This is a genomic window from Paraburkholderia sp. USG1 (assembly GCF_031570135.1).
Taxonomy (GTDB): Bacteria; Pseudomonadota; Gammaproteobacteria; order Burkholderiales; family Burkholderiaceae; genus Paraburkholderia; species Paraburkholderia dioscoreae.
This window is the reverse complement of the sequence record NZ_JAMWXW010000058.1, coordinates 1-15,039: the sequence shown is the minus strand read 5'-3', so window position 1 is coordinate 15,039 and position 15,039 is coordinate 1. Positions and strand designations below refer to the sequence as shown.

Annotated in this window: 16 protein-coding genes and 1 pseudogene; 8 read left to right on the top strand and 9 right to left on the bottom strand. The window is 62.0% G+C overall.

What is annotated here, in order from left to right:
- Positions 1 to 147: pseudogene (locus tag NE850_RS38910) on the bottom strand (hopanoid biosynthesis associated radical SAM protein HpnJ); the annotation flags it as partial.
- 174 nt (positions 148 to 321) lie between these two features.
- Positions 322 to 525 carry a cold-shock protein gene (locus NE850_RS38905; RefSeq protein ID WP_007181784.1) on the bottom strand — a complete coding sequence of 68 codons (204 nt, stop codon included), beginning with the start codon at positions 523 to 525 and terminating at the stop codon, positions 322 to 324.
- Between the two features lie 405 nt (positions 526 to 930).
- Between NE850_RS38905 and NE850_RS38900 the strand changes: the two genes are divergently transcribed.
- A complete protein-coding gene (locus NE850_RS38900) occupies positions 931 to 2,376 on the top strand; it encodes an NAD-dependent succinate-semialdehyde dehydrogenase (protein WP_007181783.1) in 1,446 nt (481 codons plus the stop codon).
- Positions 2,377 to 2,558: 182 nt separating this feature from the next.
- Here NE850_RS38900 and kdgT read toward each other — a convergent pair whose 3' ends face one another.
- Positions 2,559 to 3,575, bottom strand: a complete 1,017-nt coding sequence (kdgT, locus tag NE850_RS38895; protein WP_007181782.1) for a 2-keto-3-deoxygluconate transporter — start codon at positions 3,573 to 3,575, stop codon at positions 2,559 to 2,561.
- A gap of 303 nt (positions 3,576 to 3,878) precedes the next feature.
- On the opposite strand from kdgT, the gene kduI reads away from it, so the two are divergent.
- The 3 genes from kduI (at position 3,879) to kdgR (ending at position 6,540) form a co-directional block, all read left to right on the top strand.
- Positions 3,879 to 4,715, top strand: coding sequence for a 5-dehydro-4-deoxy-D-glucuronate isomerase (gene kduI, locus NE850_RS38890; RefSeq protein WP_007181781.1), 837 nt, complete (start codon positions 3,879 to 3,881; stop codon positions 4,713 to 4,715).
- 75 nt (positions 4,716 to 4,790) lie between these two features.
- Complete coding sequence (gene kduD, locus NE850_RS38885; RefSeq protein WP_007181780.1) at positions 4,791 to 5,561, top strand: 2-dehydro-3-deoxy-D-gluconate 5-dehydrogenase KduD; 771 nt, start codon at positions 4,791 to 4,793, stop codon at positions 5,559 to 5,561.
- 91 nt (positions 5,562 to 5,652) lie between these two features.
- Entirely contained in the window at positions 5,653 to 6,540 is an 888-nt protein-coding gene (gene kdgR / locus NE850_RS38880; protein ID WP_007181779.1) for a DNA-binding transcriptional regulator KdgR, read from the top strand.
- Positions 6,541 to 6,603: 63 nt separating this feature from the next.
- On the opposite strand, the gene NE850_RS38875 is transcribed toward kdgR, so the two are convergent.
- Entirely contained in the window at positions 6,604 to 7,536 is a 933-nt protein-coding gene (locus NE850_RS38875; RefSeq protein ID WP_310700370.1) for a TauD/TfdA family dioxygenase, read from the bottom strand.
- Between the two features lie 130 nt (positions 7,537 to 7,666).
- Positions 7,667 to 8,467 (bottom strand): Crp/Fnr family transcriptional regulator, encoded by an 801-nt coding sequence (locus tag NE850_RS38870; protein WP_007181777.1) that lies wholly within the window; start codon positions 8,465 to 8,467, stop codon positions 7,667 to 7,669.
- Between the two features lie 615 nt (positions 8,468 to 9,082).
- Between NE850_RS38870 and NE850_RS38865 the strand changes: the two genes are divergently transcribed.
- The 3 genes from NE850_RS38865 (at position 9,083) to NE850_RS38855 (ending at position 9,985) form a co-directional block, all read left to right on the top strand.
- Entirely contained in the window at positions 9,083 to 9,211 is a 129-nt protein-coding gene (locus NE850_RS38865; protein WP_007181776.1) for a hypothetical protein, read from the top strand.
- A gap of 53 nt (positions 9,212 to 9,264) precedes the next feature.
- A complete protein-coding gene (locus tag NE850_RS38860) occupies positions 9,265 to 9,651 on the top strand; it encodes a hypothetical protein (protein WP_165186074.1) in 387 nt (128 codons plus the stop codon).
- Positions 9,652 to 9,736: 85 nt separating this feature from the next.
- Positions 9,737 to 9,985, top strand: a complete 249-nt coding sequence (locus NE850_RS38855; protein ID WP_007181774.1) for a hypothetical protein — start codon at positions 9,737 to 9,739, stop codon at positions 9,983 to 9,985.
- A gap of 52 nt (positions 9,986 to 10,037) precedes the next feature.
- Here the strand turns inward: NE850_RS38855 and NE850_RS38850 are convergent, their stop codons facing one another.
- Positions 10,038 to 10,289 (bottom strand): hypothetical protein, encoded by a 252-nt coding sequence (locus tag NE850_RS38850; protein ID WP_007181773.1) that lies wholly within the window; start codon positions 10,287 to 10,289, stop codon positions 10,038 to 10,040.
- Positions 10,290 to 10,926: 637 nt separating this feature from the next.
- Here NE850_RS38850 and NE850_RS38845 point away from each other — a divergent pair.
- Positions 10,927 to 11,829 (top strand): aspartyl/asparaginyl beta-hydroxylase domain-containing protein, encoded by a 903-nt coding sequence (locus NE850_RS38845; protein ID WP_007181772.1) that lies wholly within the window; start codon positions 10,927 to 10,929, stop codon positions 11,827 to 11,829.
- Between the two features lie 36 nt (positions 11,830 to 11,865).
- On the opposite strand, the gene NE850_RS38840 is transcribed toward NE850_RS38845, so the two are convergent.
- The 3 genes from NE850_RS38840 to NE850_RS38830 form a co-directional block, all read right to left on the bottom strand.
- Positions 11,866 to 12,507, bottom strand: coding sequence for a glutathione S-transferase family protein (locus NE850_RS38840; RefSeq protein WP_007181771.1), 642 nt, complete (start codon positions 12,505 to 12,507; stop codon positions 11,866 to 11,868).
- A gap of 93 nt (positions 12,508 to 12,600) precedes the next feature.
- Positions 12,601 to 13,365, bottom strand: coding sequence for a ParA family protein (locus NE850_RS38835; protein WP_007181770.1), 765 nt, complete (start codon positions 13,363 to 13,365; stop codon positions 12,601 to 12,603).
- A gap of 114 nt (positions 13,366 to 13,479) precedes the next feature.
- Positions 13,480 to 14,664, bottom strand: coding sequence for a 4-hydroxybenzoate 3-monooxygenase (locus NE850_RS38830; protein ID WP_165186077.1), 1,185 nt, complete (start codon positions 14,662 to 14,664; stop codon positions 13,480 to 13,482).
- Between the last annotated feature and the right edge of the window lie 375 nt (positions 14,665 to 15,039).

Below are 15,039 nucleotides of genomic sequence, written 5' to 3'. Positions count from 1 at the left end.
CACGCGGCTGTCGGGCACGAGTGCGGCGGGCTGTGCGAGCCACGTGGGATACCAGAACGAGCGGACTTCACGTTTGGCCTGATAGCGCGAACCCGCGCCACCATCGAAGCCGTCGTACGACGGCGCCCGCAAGAACAGGGTTTTCATGGATGCTCCAGCAAGCCTTGTATCGGCGCTTTCAGTTCTCTATCGACAAACTGTCGGAACTATTTCCCGCCGGGCGGCGGGTAATCGCGCAAATACTACGGAGCAAAGCTGAAGGAAACCTTAAGTAAAAACTGACCGGCCGCGCGCCTGTCACACGCGAACCGGCCCATGCGTTCAGACCGGCTTGATATCCGCCGCCTGCTTGCCCTTCGGCCCCTGCTTGATTTCAAAGCTGACCTTCTGGTTTTCCTGCAACGACTTGAAACCCTCGGAGCGGATCTCCGAGAAATGAGCGAACAGATCTTCGCCGCCGTCGTCGGGAGTGATGAAGCCAAAGCCTTTCGCGTCGTTAAACCATTTCACTGTACCGGTTGGCATGTCGATTCCTCGTGTGCATCTGGGTTGATTGGCCTGCATTGGCCGGGCTTCGCCTGCCGCTTCTGAAGGTTGCCTCGCGTGCTGCTTCGGCGCTGCTTGCTGCCTTGCGTAACGCTCGCGCCTCGTTTTGGCAACATCCACGGCCGCGGGATCAGGCCGGTTTCTGCCACTGCTGCTCGACTCTACGCCTCTTTGCGCGGCACCGCTTCGACCCGTTTTCCGCTGCCGCGGCAGCCGCGCGGCAAGACGCGTGCCGCATGCCACGCGCGAGGCCGCCCATCGGTGCGATTTCGCGCAATCAGATAAGATGTTTGGAATCGGCAGTCCATCCAAGGCCCGCGCAGGTCCAGCCCCGTGCTCGACGATCGCGCGGCCTGTCGTTTTCCCCTATACAGGAACCCCAGCATGGCCATCTCGAGCTATACCGATACCCGACTTCTGATCAACGGCGAATGGTGCGACGCCGCCAGCGGCAAGACCCTCGACGTCGTCAACCCGGCCACCGGCCAGGCCATCGGCAAAGTGGCGCACGCCGGAATTGCCGATCTGGACCGGGCGCTCGCCGCCGCGCAACGCGGCTTCGAAGCCTGGCGCAAGGTGCCGGCCAACGAGCGCGCCACGACCATGCGCCGCGCCGCCGCGCTGGTGCGCGAGCGGGCCTCGGACATCGGCCGTCTGATGACGCAGGAACAGGGCAAGCCGTTCGCCGAAGCACGCGTCGAAGTGCTGGCGGCGGCTGACATCATCGAATGGTTTGCCGACGAAGGCCGCCGCGTCTACGGCCGGATCGTGCCGTCGCGCAACCTGGCGGCGCAGCAACTGGTGCTCAAGGAGCCGATCGGGCCTGTGGCGGCGTTCACGCCGTGGAATTTCCCGGTCAACCAGGTCGTGCGCAAACTGAGTGCCGCGCTCGCGTGCGGCTGTTCGTTCCTCGTCAAGGCACCGGAAGAAACGCCGGCGTCGCCGGCAGCACTGCTGCAGGCCTTCGTCGAGGCCGGCGTGCCGGCGGGTACGGTCGGCCTCGTGTTCGGCGACCCGGCTGAAATTTCCAGCTACCTGATTCCGCATCCGGTGATCCGCAAGGTCACGTTCACCGGTTCGACGCCGGTCGGCAAGCAACTGGCGGCACTGGCCGGCGCACACATGAAGCGCGCAACAATGGAATTGGGCGGTCACGCTCCGGTCATCGTGGCGGAAGACGCCGACGTGGCGCTCGCCGTCAAGGCCGCGGGCGGCGCGAAGTTCCGCAATGCCGGCCAGGTCTGCATCTCGCCCACGCGCTTCCTGGTGCACAACAGCATCCGCGAGGAGTTCGCCGCGGCGCTGGTCAAGCATGCTGAAGGCCTCAAGCTCGGCGACGGCCTCGCCGAAGGCACGACCCTCGGGCCGCTCGCCAACGCCCGCCGCCTGACGGCAATGAGCAAGGTGCTCGACGACGCGCGCAAAACCGGCGCCAAGGTCGAAACGGGCGGCGAACGCGTGGGCTCGGAAGGCAACTTCTTTGCGCCCACCGTGCTGACCAACGTATCGCTCGAAGCCGACGTGTTCAACAACGAGCCGTTCGGCCCGATCGCGGCGATTCGCGGCTTCGACAAGCTCGAAGAAGCGATCGCGGAAGCGAACCGCCTGCCATACGGTCTGGCGGGCTATGCGTTCACGAAGTCGTTCAGTAACGTGCACCTGCTGTCGCAGCAACTGGAAGTCGGCATGCTGTGGATCAACCAGCCGGCTACGCCGTCGCCGGAAATGCCGTTTGGCGGCGTGAAGGATTCGGGTTACGGTTCGGAAGGCGGCCCGGAAGCGATGGAAGGCTACCTGGTCACCAAGGCGGTATCGGTGATGGCGGTTTAAGACGGACCGAGGCGGCTTACCGCCCGCCTCTTTTCACATACCGTAGCGGGTCCGCGAGCTTACGCTCGCGGACCTTTTTTATTGTCGTGAACAACGAACGACGGCAAACGCGGGCAAACGCGGACAAGCGCGCGACCCGCTTACGCTCCTGAAGAACGCGAACGGGCCGCCTTCACCCTGCCCTACACATGCACGTCCCGCTCGCTGAGCGGCGGCGTGTTCGCCGCCGCGAACTCCTCGCGCAACGCATCGCGCGCCTGATGCCGGCGCACCCACAGCGCCGTGAGAATCGGCACCAGAATCGCCGTCACGAGACAGGCCGTCGCGACCATCGCGGTCGCGGCCGGCACCAGCGGCCTGAAGCCTGGAATCATCTCGCCGATGATCGCCGGATTCGCCACCGCGGCCCCGGCAGTCGACGAAGCGGCCAGCCCCGCCGCCCCATTGCCTCCCGCAATCCAGCGATCCGCGAGAATCAGCGGAATGCCTGTCACGACGATCACGCCGAGACCCAGCACGATTCCCGGCAGGCCGCTCCTCGCGATCACGCTGAGGTCGATGCCGTTGCCGAGCGCAAAGCCGAAGAACGGAATCAGCGGATGCACGCAGCGGCCGAAGAATTCGCGCAACTCGCTATCCAGATTACCCAGCACGAAGCCGATCAGAAACGGCAGCACCGCGCCGACGAACAGGCGCGGCTCGAAGAACGCCACACCGGTCGCGCCGAGAATGATCATGCTGACGAGCGGCCCCGATTCGACCGACATCAGCACGAACGCACCCGCCTCCTCCCTGGTCCCGTATTGCTGCATCACGGCCGCGTAGAGGCCGCCGTTGGTCATGTCCATCGAGGTCGTGATCGCCAGCACGGAGAGGCCGGCGAAGAGCCCGGCCTTGACGCCGTCGATCGGGATGAAGCGCGAGGCGACGATCGTCGCGATCCACGCCACGATCATTTTCGTCACCAGCAGCGTGCCCGATTTGCGCAGCACGGTGCCGGTCGCGCGAAGATCGATGGTCGCGCCCATGCAGAAGAACCACACCGCCAGAATCGGCACGGTGCCGGTAATCAAACCATTGGTGAACGACCCGAAGTACTTGCCCGAACCCGGCGCAAACGTGTGGACGCAGGCGCCGAGCAACAACGGCACCAGCATCAGGCCGCCAGGAATGCGGTCGATGGCCTTCTTGAGCTTCATGCCTCCTCCGTGGACTTTGCGTCCCGTTATCGGGTGGATCACCCGGGGTAATGGCCCGTTCTCGCGCCGGGCTGCTCCCTTTCGGCGCAATATAGCATCGCGAAAGGAACGCTGTTCCGATTGCGATGGAAATTACGCTCATCGTTTACCCGTTACCTGCCTCAAACCCTTATCCAATATGATGTCGCAGTGCAATATTTTCGGACCACTGTTCCGAAATCCAATTTCTACGCTACAGTCGAGCCCAGAACGGCGCCCGCGTCGAGAGACAGCTGGGCGCGCCAACCCAGCGGAGAAAGAACCATGGAAGTGAGACAGGCCATCAACAGCGAATACGCAAAGACGCTGGATACCGAAGGATTGCGCCGGGCATTTCTGGTGGATCAGGTATTCGAGCGCGATGCGTTGAAGCTCACCTATAGCCATATCGACCGGATCATCGTCGGCGGCGTGTCGCCGGTGGCCCGCGCGGTCGAGGTGCCCGGCTCGCTCGGCAAGGCGATCGGCGTGAGCTATCTGCTGGAGCGGCGCGAACTCGGCGCGATCAACATCGGCGGCGACGGCTGGGTCGAGGTGGACGGCACGCGCCATACGGTGCGCAACGAAGAGGCGATCTACATCGGCAAAGGTGCGCAGGCCATTGCCTTCGGCAGCGACGACGTCGCGCGGCCCGCGAAGTTCTACCTGAACTGCGCCCCCGCTCACACGTCGTATCCGACCCGCACGATCTCGCTTGCGCAAGCCTCGCCGCAAACGCTCGGCGGCCCTGCCACGAGCAACCGCCGCACCATCTACAAATTCATCGTTCCCGAAGTGCTGCCCACCTGCCAGCTTTCCATGGGCATGACGAAACTCGAACCGGGCAGCCTGTGGAACACCATGCCGTGCCATACACACGAGCGCCGCATGGAGGTGTATTTCTATTTCAACATCGCCGACGACGCCGCCGTCTTTCACATGATGGGCGAGCCGAACGAGACGCGGCACATTCTCGTGCACAACGAGCAGGCGGTGATCTCGCCGAGCTGGTCGATTCACTCCGGTGTCGGCACGCAGGCGTACACGTTCATCTGGGGCATGGTCGGCGAAAACCAGGTGTTCAGCGACATGGACCACATCGCCGTGCGGGACTTGCGCTGACGGGCCGTTTTTTTCACCCTTTTTTTCGGCCTCTTTTTACCGCCTTTTTCGCATCAGCCACTCCGGCAACACGACATGGGCTCGAACATCGTGAACACCTTTGATCTCACCGGCCGCGTCGCCATCGTCACCGGCAGCAACACCGGCCTCGGCGCCGGCATGGCGCTCGCACTTGCCGAAGCCGGCTGCGACATTGTCGGCGTGAGTCGCGCCGATGCCGGCGACACACCCGCGCGTGTCGAAGCGACCGGACGCCGCTTCGCGGACGTGCGTGCCGACCTCGGCTCGATCGCGCCGGTCGAGGACATCGTGCGCGCCGCTGTCGAAGCGTTCGGCCGCATCGACGTATTGGTGAACAACGCGGGCATCATCCGCCGCGAGAACGCGCTCGATTTCACCGAAGCCGATTGGGACGCGGTGGTGGACCTCAATCTGAAGAGCCTGTTCTTTCTTTCGCAGGCCGTCGCGCGACAGTTCGTGAAGCAGCAGAGCGGCGGCAAGATCATCAATGTCGCGTCGATGCTGTCGTTTCAGGGCGGCATACGGGTAGCGTCCTATACCGCATCGAAAAGCGGCGTGCTGGGACTCACGCGGCTGCTCGCAAACGAATGGGCGGCGCAAGGCATCAACGTGAATGCGATCGCGCCCGGCTACATGGCGACCGCGAACACGGCGGCACTGCGCGACGACGCCCAGCGCAACGACGAGATTCTCGCCCGCATTCCGGCCGCCCGCTGGGGCACGCCGCGCGATCTTGCGGGCCCGGTCGTGTTCCTCGCGTCGTCCGCTTCGGACTATGTGCACGGGCATACACTGGCGGTGGACGGCGGCTGGCTCGCGCGCTGACTCGGCAGCGGGCGCGCGACGCGGTATGCTCTCGGCGCGGCGCCGACGTGCGCGTTGGCGGCACGGGAACGCATAGACAGGGAAGACGGAAATGGCAGCAAGAGGCAAACCGCGCAAGGACAGCGCCCCCGCACACGCGCAGGACGAGCAGACCGCCGACTTCGGCGGCATGAACAGCATGGCTTGCGACAAGGGCGAATCGGCCTCGTCGATCGGCCGCGTATTCGCCATTCTCGGCGCGATCGGCGACAGCGGGCAGATCGGCATCAGCGAACTGTCGCAACGGCTCGGCCTGTCGAAGACCACCGTGCATCGCGTGATCCAGACATTGAAAGCGCTCGGCTACGTGACGCAGGAAGTCGAAACCGAGCGCTACCGGCTCACCATCCGTCTGTTCGAACTCGGCGCGAAGGCGCTGGAAAGCGTCGATCTGGTGCGCGAGGCCGACGTCGAGATGCGCCGCATCGGCGCGGCGACCCGCGAGGCGGTGCACCTGGGCGCGTTCGATGAAGACGCCATCATCTACATTCACAAGATCGACGCCGATTATGGGCTGCGTATGCAGTCGCGCATCGGCCGGCGCAATCCGCTACATAGCACGGCGATCGGCAAAGTCCTGCTCGCATGGATGGACCCGGCCGACGCGCGCGAAGTGCTCTCCCACGTCGAATTCCGCAAGTCGACGCAAAAGACGCTCGCCTCCGCCGAGGCCGTGCTCAGCATCCTGCCGCGTGTGCGCGAACAAGGCTACGGCGAGGACAACGAGGAACAGGAAGAAGGTTTGCAGTGTCTCGCCGTGCCGGTGTTCGACCGCTTCGGCCGTGTGATCGCCGGCCTGTCGATTTCATTTCCCACCATGCGCTGCGGCGCCGACACGAAGTCGCACTACATCGCGCTGCTCAGAAACTCGGGCCTCGCGATCTCGACGCGGCTCGGCTATCGGCAAGCGACGGCACCGGAGCAGGTCGCCGCAGGATAGCGGTCAAACGCGGCCGAACGGCACCGCAAATCCGTTCGCGAGCGGTCGAGCCAACTACGACACTCAGGCGGCCTTCACAGCAGCCTTCGGTTCGACGCTGCGCGTGAAACTGCGTCGGCCGTCGACGCTGACCGGCACATCGCCCTTCAACGTCACGCGCCGCACCACACGGTGTGCATCGCCGTAATCGTTGACCGCATAGTGCTGGGTCGCGCGGTTGTCCCAGATCGCGACGTCGCCCGTCTGCCAGCGCCAGCGCACGATGTTCTCCAGACGCGTCACGTAGCCTTGCAGCAGTTCGAGCACATGCGCCGACGCGCTCGGCGTGAGGCCCACGAAACTCTTCACGAAATGCCCGAGAATCAGGGTTTTTTCGCCGGATTCCGGATGTACGCGCACGACCGGATGCTCGGTCTCGTAACGCGTGGACACGAACGCCTCGCGGTAGCGCCTGAACGCCTCCGTGTCGCGCCCGCGCTCGCCGACGTTCGCGTGGTTCGCGTAGTCGTATTCGTTGCTGTGCACGGCCCACAGTTGTTCGGCGAGCACTTTGAGCGGCGGCGGCAGATCGTCGTACGCAGTGGCCGTGTTGGCCCATACCGTGTCGCCGCCCACCTCCGGAATCGTCACGCCGCGCAAGATCGACGCTTGCGGATAGGCGTCGACAAAAGTCACGTCCGTATGCCAGGAATTCGCGCGGCCGCCGCGATGCGAGTCGAGTTCGAGCAGATAGTCCGTGCCGTCCACCACCGGCACCGTGGGATGCGAAACCGGCTCGCCAAGCAGTTTGGCGAACGCTTCCTGATCGGCGTCCTGCAAGTGCGTCTGGCCGCGGAAAAAAATCACCTTGTGACGTACCAGCGCGGCACGAATCGCTTCGACGGTGGCCGCTTCGAGCTGGCCGGACAGCCGTACGCCGCGAACTTCCGCGCCGATGCGGCCGGTGACGGGATGAAGGTCCAGTGCGTTGGACGTCGCGAGACTCAGGTTCGACATGTTATGCAACTCCCGGTTTGAGGACGAGACAGGTCTGAATCGACGAGCCATTATCGACAGAGCGGTCGCCGCGAATCTGTCGCGCGTTGGACACTTGATAGAAGCGCTTTTTATATCGTTATGAGTTTTTTCACGCCGCCTCGCTCAACTCGCGCAGCGCCTTCATGTCGATCACGGTCAGGCGGCTATAACGCACATCGACAATGCCGTTGCGCACCAGCCAGCGCAGTTCCTTGTTGATGCTTTGCCGCGACGCGGCAAGCAGGGCCGCGAGATCCTCCTGCGAGAGCCTGATCGTCAACTCAACACCCTGCCCGGTTGGTCTGCCGTGCCATTCGGCAAGCGCGAGCAACTGCTCCGCCATGCGCGCGCGAAAACCCGCCAGCGCCGTCCTGCCCAGGCGGCCGTGCAGCGCGCGGCTTCGCAGACAGATCAGGTCGAGCACGTTGCGCAACAGCGCAGGCTCGCGGGCGAACAGATCGAACAAGGCCTTGCCGGGAATGTGGAACAGCGTGGTCGAACCATGCGCACGCTGATCGTGCATCGAGCCGCGCCGGTCCAGCACCGGGATGAAGTTGATGACCTCGTTCGGCCGCATATACACCGCCACCGCGCGCACGCCGGCCGAATTGGTCCAGCTCATTTCGATCGCGCCGGACAGCACCACCTGAATGTCGTCGCAAGGTTCGTCGCGCGCGAAAATCAGCTCGCCGTTGGTCCACGTGCGGAGTTGGCCGGCGTCACACAGCGCGTCGATCGCGTGGGCCGGCCAGCTCTTCAGGCACGGATTGGCGGTGAAGGCCGCATGGATCGCGCCGCGCGCATCCGCATCGAGCGTGCGGCCGTCGCGGCGCAACCGCTGCAACGGCATCGCACGCACGAGTGGGCGGTGCGCAGCATCCGGGGTGAACGCTTCGGTAATTGTGCTCATGGCTGGCCGGCAAGAAATGCGATTGAACTGGATCGGCTGACTGATTGCGGACCCAGTGATCTAACCAGTCCTGACGGCGCACGTAAAAGACTTGTTTTTTATGTGCTTATCACGTGCGGCGTCGTGAGGCTCGCGCGTGGACGTCATGGCGTCGATATTGGCGTGATCCTGACGTTGTGCACGTCAGGCGCCCTCAAGTACTGTCCGCGCCCTCGTGCTTGCGGATGACGCGAAAGCGCACAATCAGCCGGCTCACGCGATCTGATCGACTGAAGTCGCCAATCGGCGACTTACTCTGCAACTGAATGTATCCGTGCGGCATAGCTGCCGCGATACGCCGCGCCGAGCGCCTGACGCCCGTCGATCCAACTGCCATCCGACCCATCGCGGTACGCAAACCGCTCTGCCATTGCGTCTTTTTCACAGCATGTTCAACGGCTTGCGTGTCTATCGCGCCACCACCCGCTCTCTACTCATTACGTTCGCGTGCACGTCATTCACGCCGCCCACGCGTTGCCGCCACACGTGGCTATCGACACGTCCTGTTACACACAAACACACCGGTAATTCCACCGGTCAGTAGAGTTCGGGGCACAAGGAAACGGGAGCAATGCCATGAAAAGAATTTTCGCGCTGGCCATTCTGGCCGTCACGCTCGGGGGTGCATTGAGCGGTTGCATCGTAGTTCCGGAAGGCGGCTATCACGACCACGGTCACTACGATCACGATCGCGACCGCTATTGAGCGCGAACCGCGCAGGACTGTCCACTTACCGTCGTAGAAGCCGGAAATAAAACATGAACGAATCACGAAACCGCTGGCTGTCTGCGGCGATCGTTGCGGGTCTGGGAATTGGCGCATCGTCAGTCGCGCTGGCCCACGTCGATGTGGGCGTGAACATCGGCATTCCGGGTGTCGCTTATGCGCCCGAACCCGTGTATGCCCCGCCACCTCCGATCTACGCGCCGGCTCCGCCCGTGGTCGTGGTGAGTCCGGGCTGGTACGGCGAGCGCTACTATGACGGCCGCCGCTACTGGGACCGGCGCGAGTGGGAAGAGCGTCATCACGGCGAACGCGAATGGCATGACGCGCGCGGCCCGCACGGCGACTGGCGCGGTCACGACAATGGCTGGCATGGTCACGGCGACGACCGCGGTCACGGTCACGGTCACGGCGATCATTGATGCACACGCATGCACACGCGCCGGCCGCGTCGGTGACACGGCCAGGCGCACGCATTCGCGCCACATCTTCTGCAGGAGCGACGCTTTGCTACGCAGCGATCCGAGACGAGTCACCGCGCAAATCAACGACACGCTGATCTGCGCTGAATATAGCGAGCAGACCGGTCAATTGTGTTTGCGTCGGGACGGCACACTGTTGCGCGAATGGTTTCCACCTCACTCGTGGATCGCGATTGCGTCAGTGGCGGGCGCGCGGCATTGGGGCACGCGGCCTAGCGATGATGATCTGCTGGCGCTGCTGCACAACCAGATGACCCTGTTGCGCGCGCCATAGAAAACAGTCGGCTCGCGCGCGGCGTTACATTCGCCGCGTGCGAGCCGTTTGCTTAACGGGCGTTGTAAATCGGCGGCGAATAGGAACTGACCGTCGTGTCGCCACCGTGACCGGCTTGCCACGTGCCACGGCTGCCTGAACCATAACCGCTGTTATTGGCCTGAGCCGGAGCCTGCTGGCTCGAAGCCTGAGCCTGCACAGCCTCTGCGCCTTGCGACGCCGGCTGATTGGACGACTGAGCGAACGAGGCTACCGGCGCGACAAGAACAACGGCGATAGCAACAGCTTGAATGAGCGACTTCATGAAACCACCTCCAAAGATTGTCTTTCTGCGCGCTGCGGATGGGGCTGTTGTTGCAGCGGTGAATACAGTGTAGGTGCCCACCGCAACGGAATAAATCCGCTAATCCTGAATTCACTGTTGCTGTTGTCACTACAATAAAAAAACAGCTGTCGAGCGAGTGCTTTTCAAAGTATTTGCTCGAAATACACCGCTTTCTCTGCTGCAACGCCGGGACTGTTCTGCATAGTGCTCATAGTGTCTCTTCTGCTGCGCAGCAGTCTTTTCGAGGCCGGCATAGCGAACAGGCTGCGGGGTTTCACGAAAGTCGGCGGCGGCCCGATTTCCGGCCACTCCCGAACTCCGAAATGGCTCGCGCCGAGACGGATATGAATAGCCGCCACATGCGCCAATGGCGACGTCTCGCCCGATCCGTGCCTCGCCTCCGCAGCCCGAAACAATTGGGCACGCTACGCCATCAAGTTCCAGGTGAGCCCCGACTCGAACGCGTCGCGCAATCGCGTTTTCGGACGTGCGGGATAGAGACGAACAGCAAGACGGCGTGCCGGCGAAAATGCAGAGAATTTATCTTTTTTATAAGATGTGATTTTTTCCAAATCCGCAGCGCAATTACGCTGCCACGTGCGCTTCAGGAGCAAGCATGCGGTGGTTGATTCTCATCTGGTTCACAGCTAGTGCGGCCTATGTTTCGAGACGCGGCACGGTTCGATTCGGATTCTGGCGGCAATTATCAGACCATTCGACATTCATGGCGCCCGTCAATTGCCTCTGGTACATGCTGTCGACACTCAAGTCCAATGCCTTCATCGATAAAAAGCTTTTTCCGGAGCTGGCGACATTGCAGGCCAACTGGAAAACCATCCGGGACGAGGCACTCGCGGTCGACGCCGCGCAAAAGATATCGGCGTCGAGTAACTACAACGATATTGGCTTCAACTCGTTCTTTAAAACGGGTTGGCGGCGTTTTTATCTGAAATGGTACGACGCGCCTCATCCATCCGCTGAAGCCCTGTGTCCGGTCACCACGCGGCTGCTGCAGGGCATCCCCACTGTCAAGGCCGCCATGTTCGCGCAATTGCCGCCGGGCGCAAGCCTGGTTCGCCATCGCGATCCGTACGCGGGATCCATTCGCTATCACCTTGGACTCGTCACACCGGACGACCCCAAATGCTATATCGACGTGGATGGCCAGCACTATTACTGGCGCGACGGCGAGGTTGTGCTATTCGACGAAACCTATATTCACTACGCGAAGAATGAAACCGATAAGTCGCGCATCGTTCTTTTCTGCGATATCGAGCGTCCAATGTATTTTCGCTGGGCGGCCGCGCTCAATCGAATGTTTTCCGCCATTCTGCTTCGCGCGGCAGCCTCGCCGAACGAAGCAGGAGATCGCACCGGGTTTCTGAATCGCATCTTCAAATACCTGTACGCCGTGCGACGGCTCGGAAAACGTATCAAGGCATGGCACCGGCCAACGTACTACATAATCAAATGGATTCTGTTCGGTGCGATTATCGTCGGTATATTCGCCGCGTTGTAATCTGGCGAGGCGCGTGTCTGCCGCGCCTCACCCCACTCAGGAGGCGACCGCCACGGAAAAGGCCGGCCTGCTTCTGATCGCCTGAAGCCACCGCTCCAGCGAAGGCAGCGGTTGCGGCGCATCCAGCCTGTCGGCGAACCGTTCGGCCAGATGCACCCAGCGGTGCGCCGCAAGGCCGACGCCGATATCGGCCACGGTAAAGCGACCCTGCGCAAGATAGTCGTGTTTTTCGAGGACTGCGTCCGCAATGCCGAGAAGCCGCGTTGCTTCACCATATGAACGCCTGATGGCGTCATAGTCGCGTTGCGCCTCCGGCACGCGCGTCAGCCCCAGGAACGCAACGCGCAACGTCGCCCACAGCGTGCCGAGTTGCCAGTCCATCCAGCGCTCGACGTCGGCGCGCTCGGCGGGTTCGGACGGCAGCAAGGTCTGCGCATCATATTTCGCGGCCAGATAACGGACGATCGTATTGGACTCCCACAGCACGCACTCACCATCGACGAGCGTGGGCACCAGTCCGTTCGGATTGAGCGCACGATACTGCGGCGTGTCGATCACGCCGAATTCGAGTCCTGCATCGATCCGCGAAAACTCGCGCCCTTCCGTGAAACCCAGTTCAGCGAGACACCACAGCACTTTCTGCACATTGATCGAACTGCGTCGGCCATAAACCTGCATTGCAATACCTCATCGGCTAGTGAATTCGGGCGATTATCACATTCACGAGGCCTGATCCGAAACGGGCGTTCGTCTCGCGGAACAGGCGTGGGTCTAGCCGATCAGTTCCCGATGCAGTGCCATGAATTCATGAGCGAGCTTGTGCCGGGGGTCGAAGTGAATCATCGGCTTGGCGTACTGATGCGACTCGCGAATTTTCACGGACGTCGACAATCGCGACGCCAGCACAGGCAAACCCTCGCTGATCAGTTCCTCGACCAACTGAAGGGGCAGGCTCGCGCGCGGTTGAAACTGGTTGATCACGATTCCCTCGACTTCCAGCGCGGCGTTATGGTCCTGCTGAATCTCCTTGACGTTGTCGAGCAGCGTATACAAGGCCCGGCGCGAGAAATCGTCGCAATCGAAAGGAATCAGGCAGCGTTCGACCGCAATCAGCGCGGAGCGGGTATAGAAATTCAACGCCGGGGGCGTATCGATGTAAATCGCGTCGTACTCGTCCAGTTCGTTCAACGCGTCACGCAGCTTGTAGATCTTGTAGCGCGACTCGAGCTTGCCGTGAAGCGTGTCGAGATCCGGATGAGAGGGCATCACATCGAGGTTCTCGAATGGCGTGCGGTGAATGAAAGTCGAAACCGGCGTCGGCCTGAAGCTGAAACTCAAGGCCGTTTCGAAGAAGTCCGCGACGTTGGGCTTGAGATCAGTCGCCTCTTTGCCAAGCAGATACTGGCTGGAATTACCTTGCGGGTCGAGATCGATGACCAGCGTACGCAGGTTCTCGCTGGCGTTGATGGCCGCCAGGTTGCATACGATGGTCGATTTGCCCACCCCGCCCTTCTGGTTGAAAATGACACGCCGCATTTGCCTTTGCCCCTATTTCGAAGAACGCGCTAAAGGGAGAGCATACCCCGGCAAAATGAAAGCGCGAACATGCACAGTCTACGGTATGCCCGCTGAACACTGTGCCCTGCTCGCTCACGCTTGCGCTTGCGCGCCGGCCACGCCAACATAATTTTCGGCCATCGCGGTGGCCGCCGCGCGCGAGGTGGTCACATATTCGAGTTCGGCGACCTGCAACTGCTGATCGAAAGGCGATGCACCCTCGATACGGTGCATCATGCTGGTCATCCAGTACGAGAAGTGCTCGGCACGCCAGATGCGTTTAAGCGCGGTCGCGCTGTAGCTGTCCAGCAAGTCCGTGCGGTTTTCGACGTAGAACGCATTGAGCGCCCCAGTCAGCACGCGCACGTCGGCCACGGCCAGATTCATGCCCTTCGCACCGGTGGGCGGCACGATATGCGCCGCGTCGCCGGCCAGAAATAGCCGGCCATGCTGCATGGTGTTCGACACGAAACTGCGCATGCCGACAATGTTCTTCTGAAAGATCTTGCCGTCGACAATTTTCTGTCCGTCGTGCGAGTCGACTCGCGCATGCAGTTCCGCCCAGATCCGGTCGTCGGACCAGTTCTCGATCGAATCTTTCGGATCGCACTGGAAGTACATGCGCTGCACGTTCGGCGAGCGCGTGCTGACCAGCGCGAAGCCGCGCTCGTGACGCGCGTAGATCAATTCATCCGATGACGGCGGCCCTTCACACAGGATTCCGAACCAACCGAACGGGTACACACGTTCGAAATCCTTGCGCAATGCCTGCGGAATCGATGCACGCGACACGCCTTGCGAACCGTCGCAGCCAATCACGAAGTCGCATTGCAGTTCATACGCTTCGCCTTCGTGGTGATAGCGGATCGACGGCCTGTCGGTCTCGATATCGTGAATCGAGGTCTGCGACACGCCGAAACGCAGCTTGCCGCCGTCGGCCACGCGTGCCGCGACGAGATCCTTGATCACTTCGTGCTGTGCGTAGACCGTGATCGAATGCCCCGTGAGTCCGGTCAGATCGATACGGCGCCGCTTGCCTTCGAAAGCCAGCTCGAAGCCGTGATGCAGCGCGCCTTCGGCCTTCATTCGCGCGCCGACGCCGGCTTCGGTCAACAGATCCATCGTGGCTTGTTCAAGCACGCCTGCGCGGATGGTGGATTCGATCTGATCGCGAGCGCGCGACTCGAGCACGACGGAGTCGATGCCACGCAAGTGAAGAAGATGGGAAAGCAGCAGACCCGCAGGCCCGGCACCGATGATGCCAATTTGAGTGCGCATGAGTTGTCTCCTGAATGCGGCGTTAGATTTGCACTCAGTTTGACGAACACACGTCATATCCGGCAACGCGATACGGTGGATAGCCTGTATCTGATTTCAAGATAACAGCCTGGATTGGGCACCCACGGCCGATAGGCGCAACTGGGTGCTAATGCCGTCCAGACAGGGCTCGTGACTCATTTGCCGGACGACTCATCCTTCGCGCGGTGTCGCGCTGCCTCAAGGTAAACCCCGAGCCGTTCTACGAGGCGAGAAACAGGCGATACACCGGATTCCGCGTCTCTTCCCAGTTCGGATAACCGAGCGTGGCGAGAAACTGTTCGAACGCCGCGTTCTCGCTCTCCGGCACCTGGATGCCGACCAGAATCGAGCTGT

Bases quoted from the DNA above. Each gene is read 5' to 3' on its own strand.
- NE850_RS38905 (WP_007181784.1), bottom strand. From the start codon at position 525: ATGCCAACCGGTACAGTGAAATGGTTTAACGACGCGAAAGGCTTTGGC.
- NE850_RS38900 (WP_007181783.1), top strand. From the start codon at position 931: ATGGCCATCTCGAGCTATACCGATACCCGACTTCTGATCAACGGCGAA.
- kdgT (WP_007181782.1), bottom strand. From the start codon at position 3,575: ATGAAGCTCAAGAAGGCCATCGACCGCATTCCTGGCGGCCTGATGCTG.
- kduI (WP_007181781.1), top strand. From the start codon at position 3,879: ATGGAAGTGAGACAGGCCATCAACAGCGAATACGCAAAGACGCTGGAT.
- kduD (WP_007181780.1), top strand. From the start codon at position 4,791: ATGGGCTCGAACATCGTGAACACCTTTGATCTCACCGGCCGCGTCGCC.
- kdgR (WP_007181779.1), top strand. From the start codon at position 5,653: ATGGCAGCAAGAGGCAAACCGCGCAAGGACAGCGCCCCCGCACACGCG.
- NE850_RS38875 (WP_310700370.1), bottom strand. From the start codon at position 7,536: ATGTCGAACCTGAGTCTCGCGACGTCCAACGCACTGGACCTTCATCCC.
- NE850_RS38870 (WP_007181777.1), bottom strand. From the start codon at position 8,467: ATGAGCACAATTACCGAAGCGTTCACCCCGGATGCTGCGCACCGCCCA.
- NE850_RS38865 (WP_007181776.1), top strand. From the start codon at position 9,083: ATGAAAAGAATTTTCGCGCTGGCCATTCTGGCCGTCACGCTCGGGGGT.
- NE850_RS38860 (WP_165186074.1), top strand. From the start codon at position 9,265: ATGAACGAATCACGAAACCGCTGGCTGTCTGCGGCGATCGTTGCGGGT.
- NE850_RS38850 (WP_007181773.1), bottom strand. From the start codon at position 10,289: ATGAAGTCGCTCATTCAAGCTGTTGCTATCGCCGTTGTTCTTGTCGCG.
- NE850_RS38845 (WP_007181772.1), top strand. From the start codon at position 10,927: ATGCGGTGGTTGATTCTCATCTGGTTCACAGCTAGTGCGGCCTATGTT.
- NE850_RS38840 (WP_007181771.1), bottom strand. From the start codon at position 12,507: ATGCAGGTTTATGGCCGACGCAGTTCGATCAATGTGCAGAAAGTGCTG.
- NE850_RS38835 (WP_007181770.1), bottom strand. From the start codon at position 13,365: ATGCGGCGTGTCATTTTCAACCAGAAGGGCGGGGTGGGCAAATCGACC.
- NE850_RS38830 (WP_165186077.1), bottom strand. From the start codon at position 14,664: ATGCGCACTCAAATTGGCATCATCGGTGCCGGGCCTGCGGGTCTGCTG.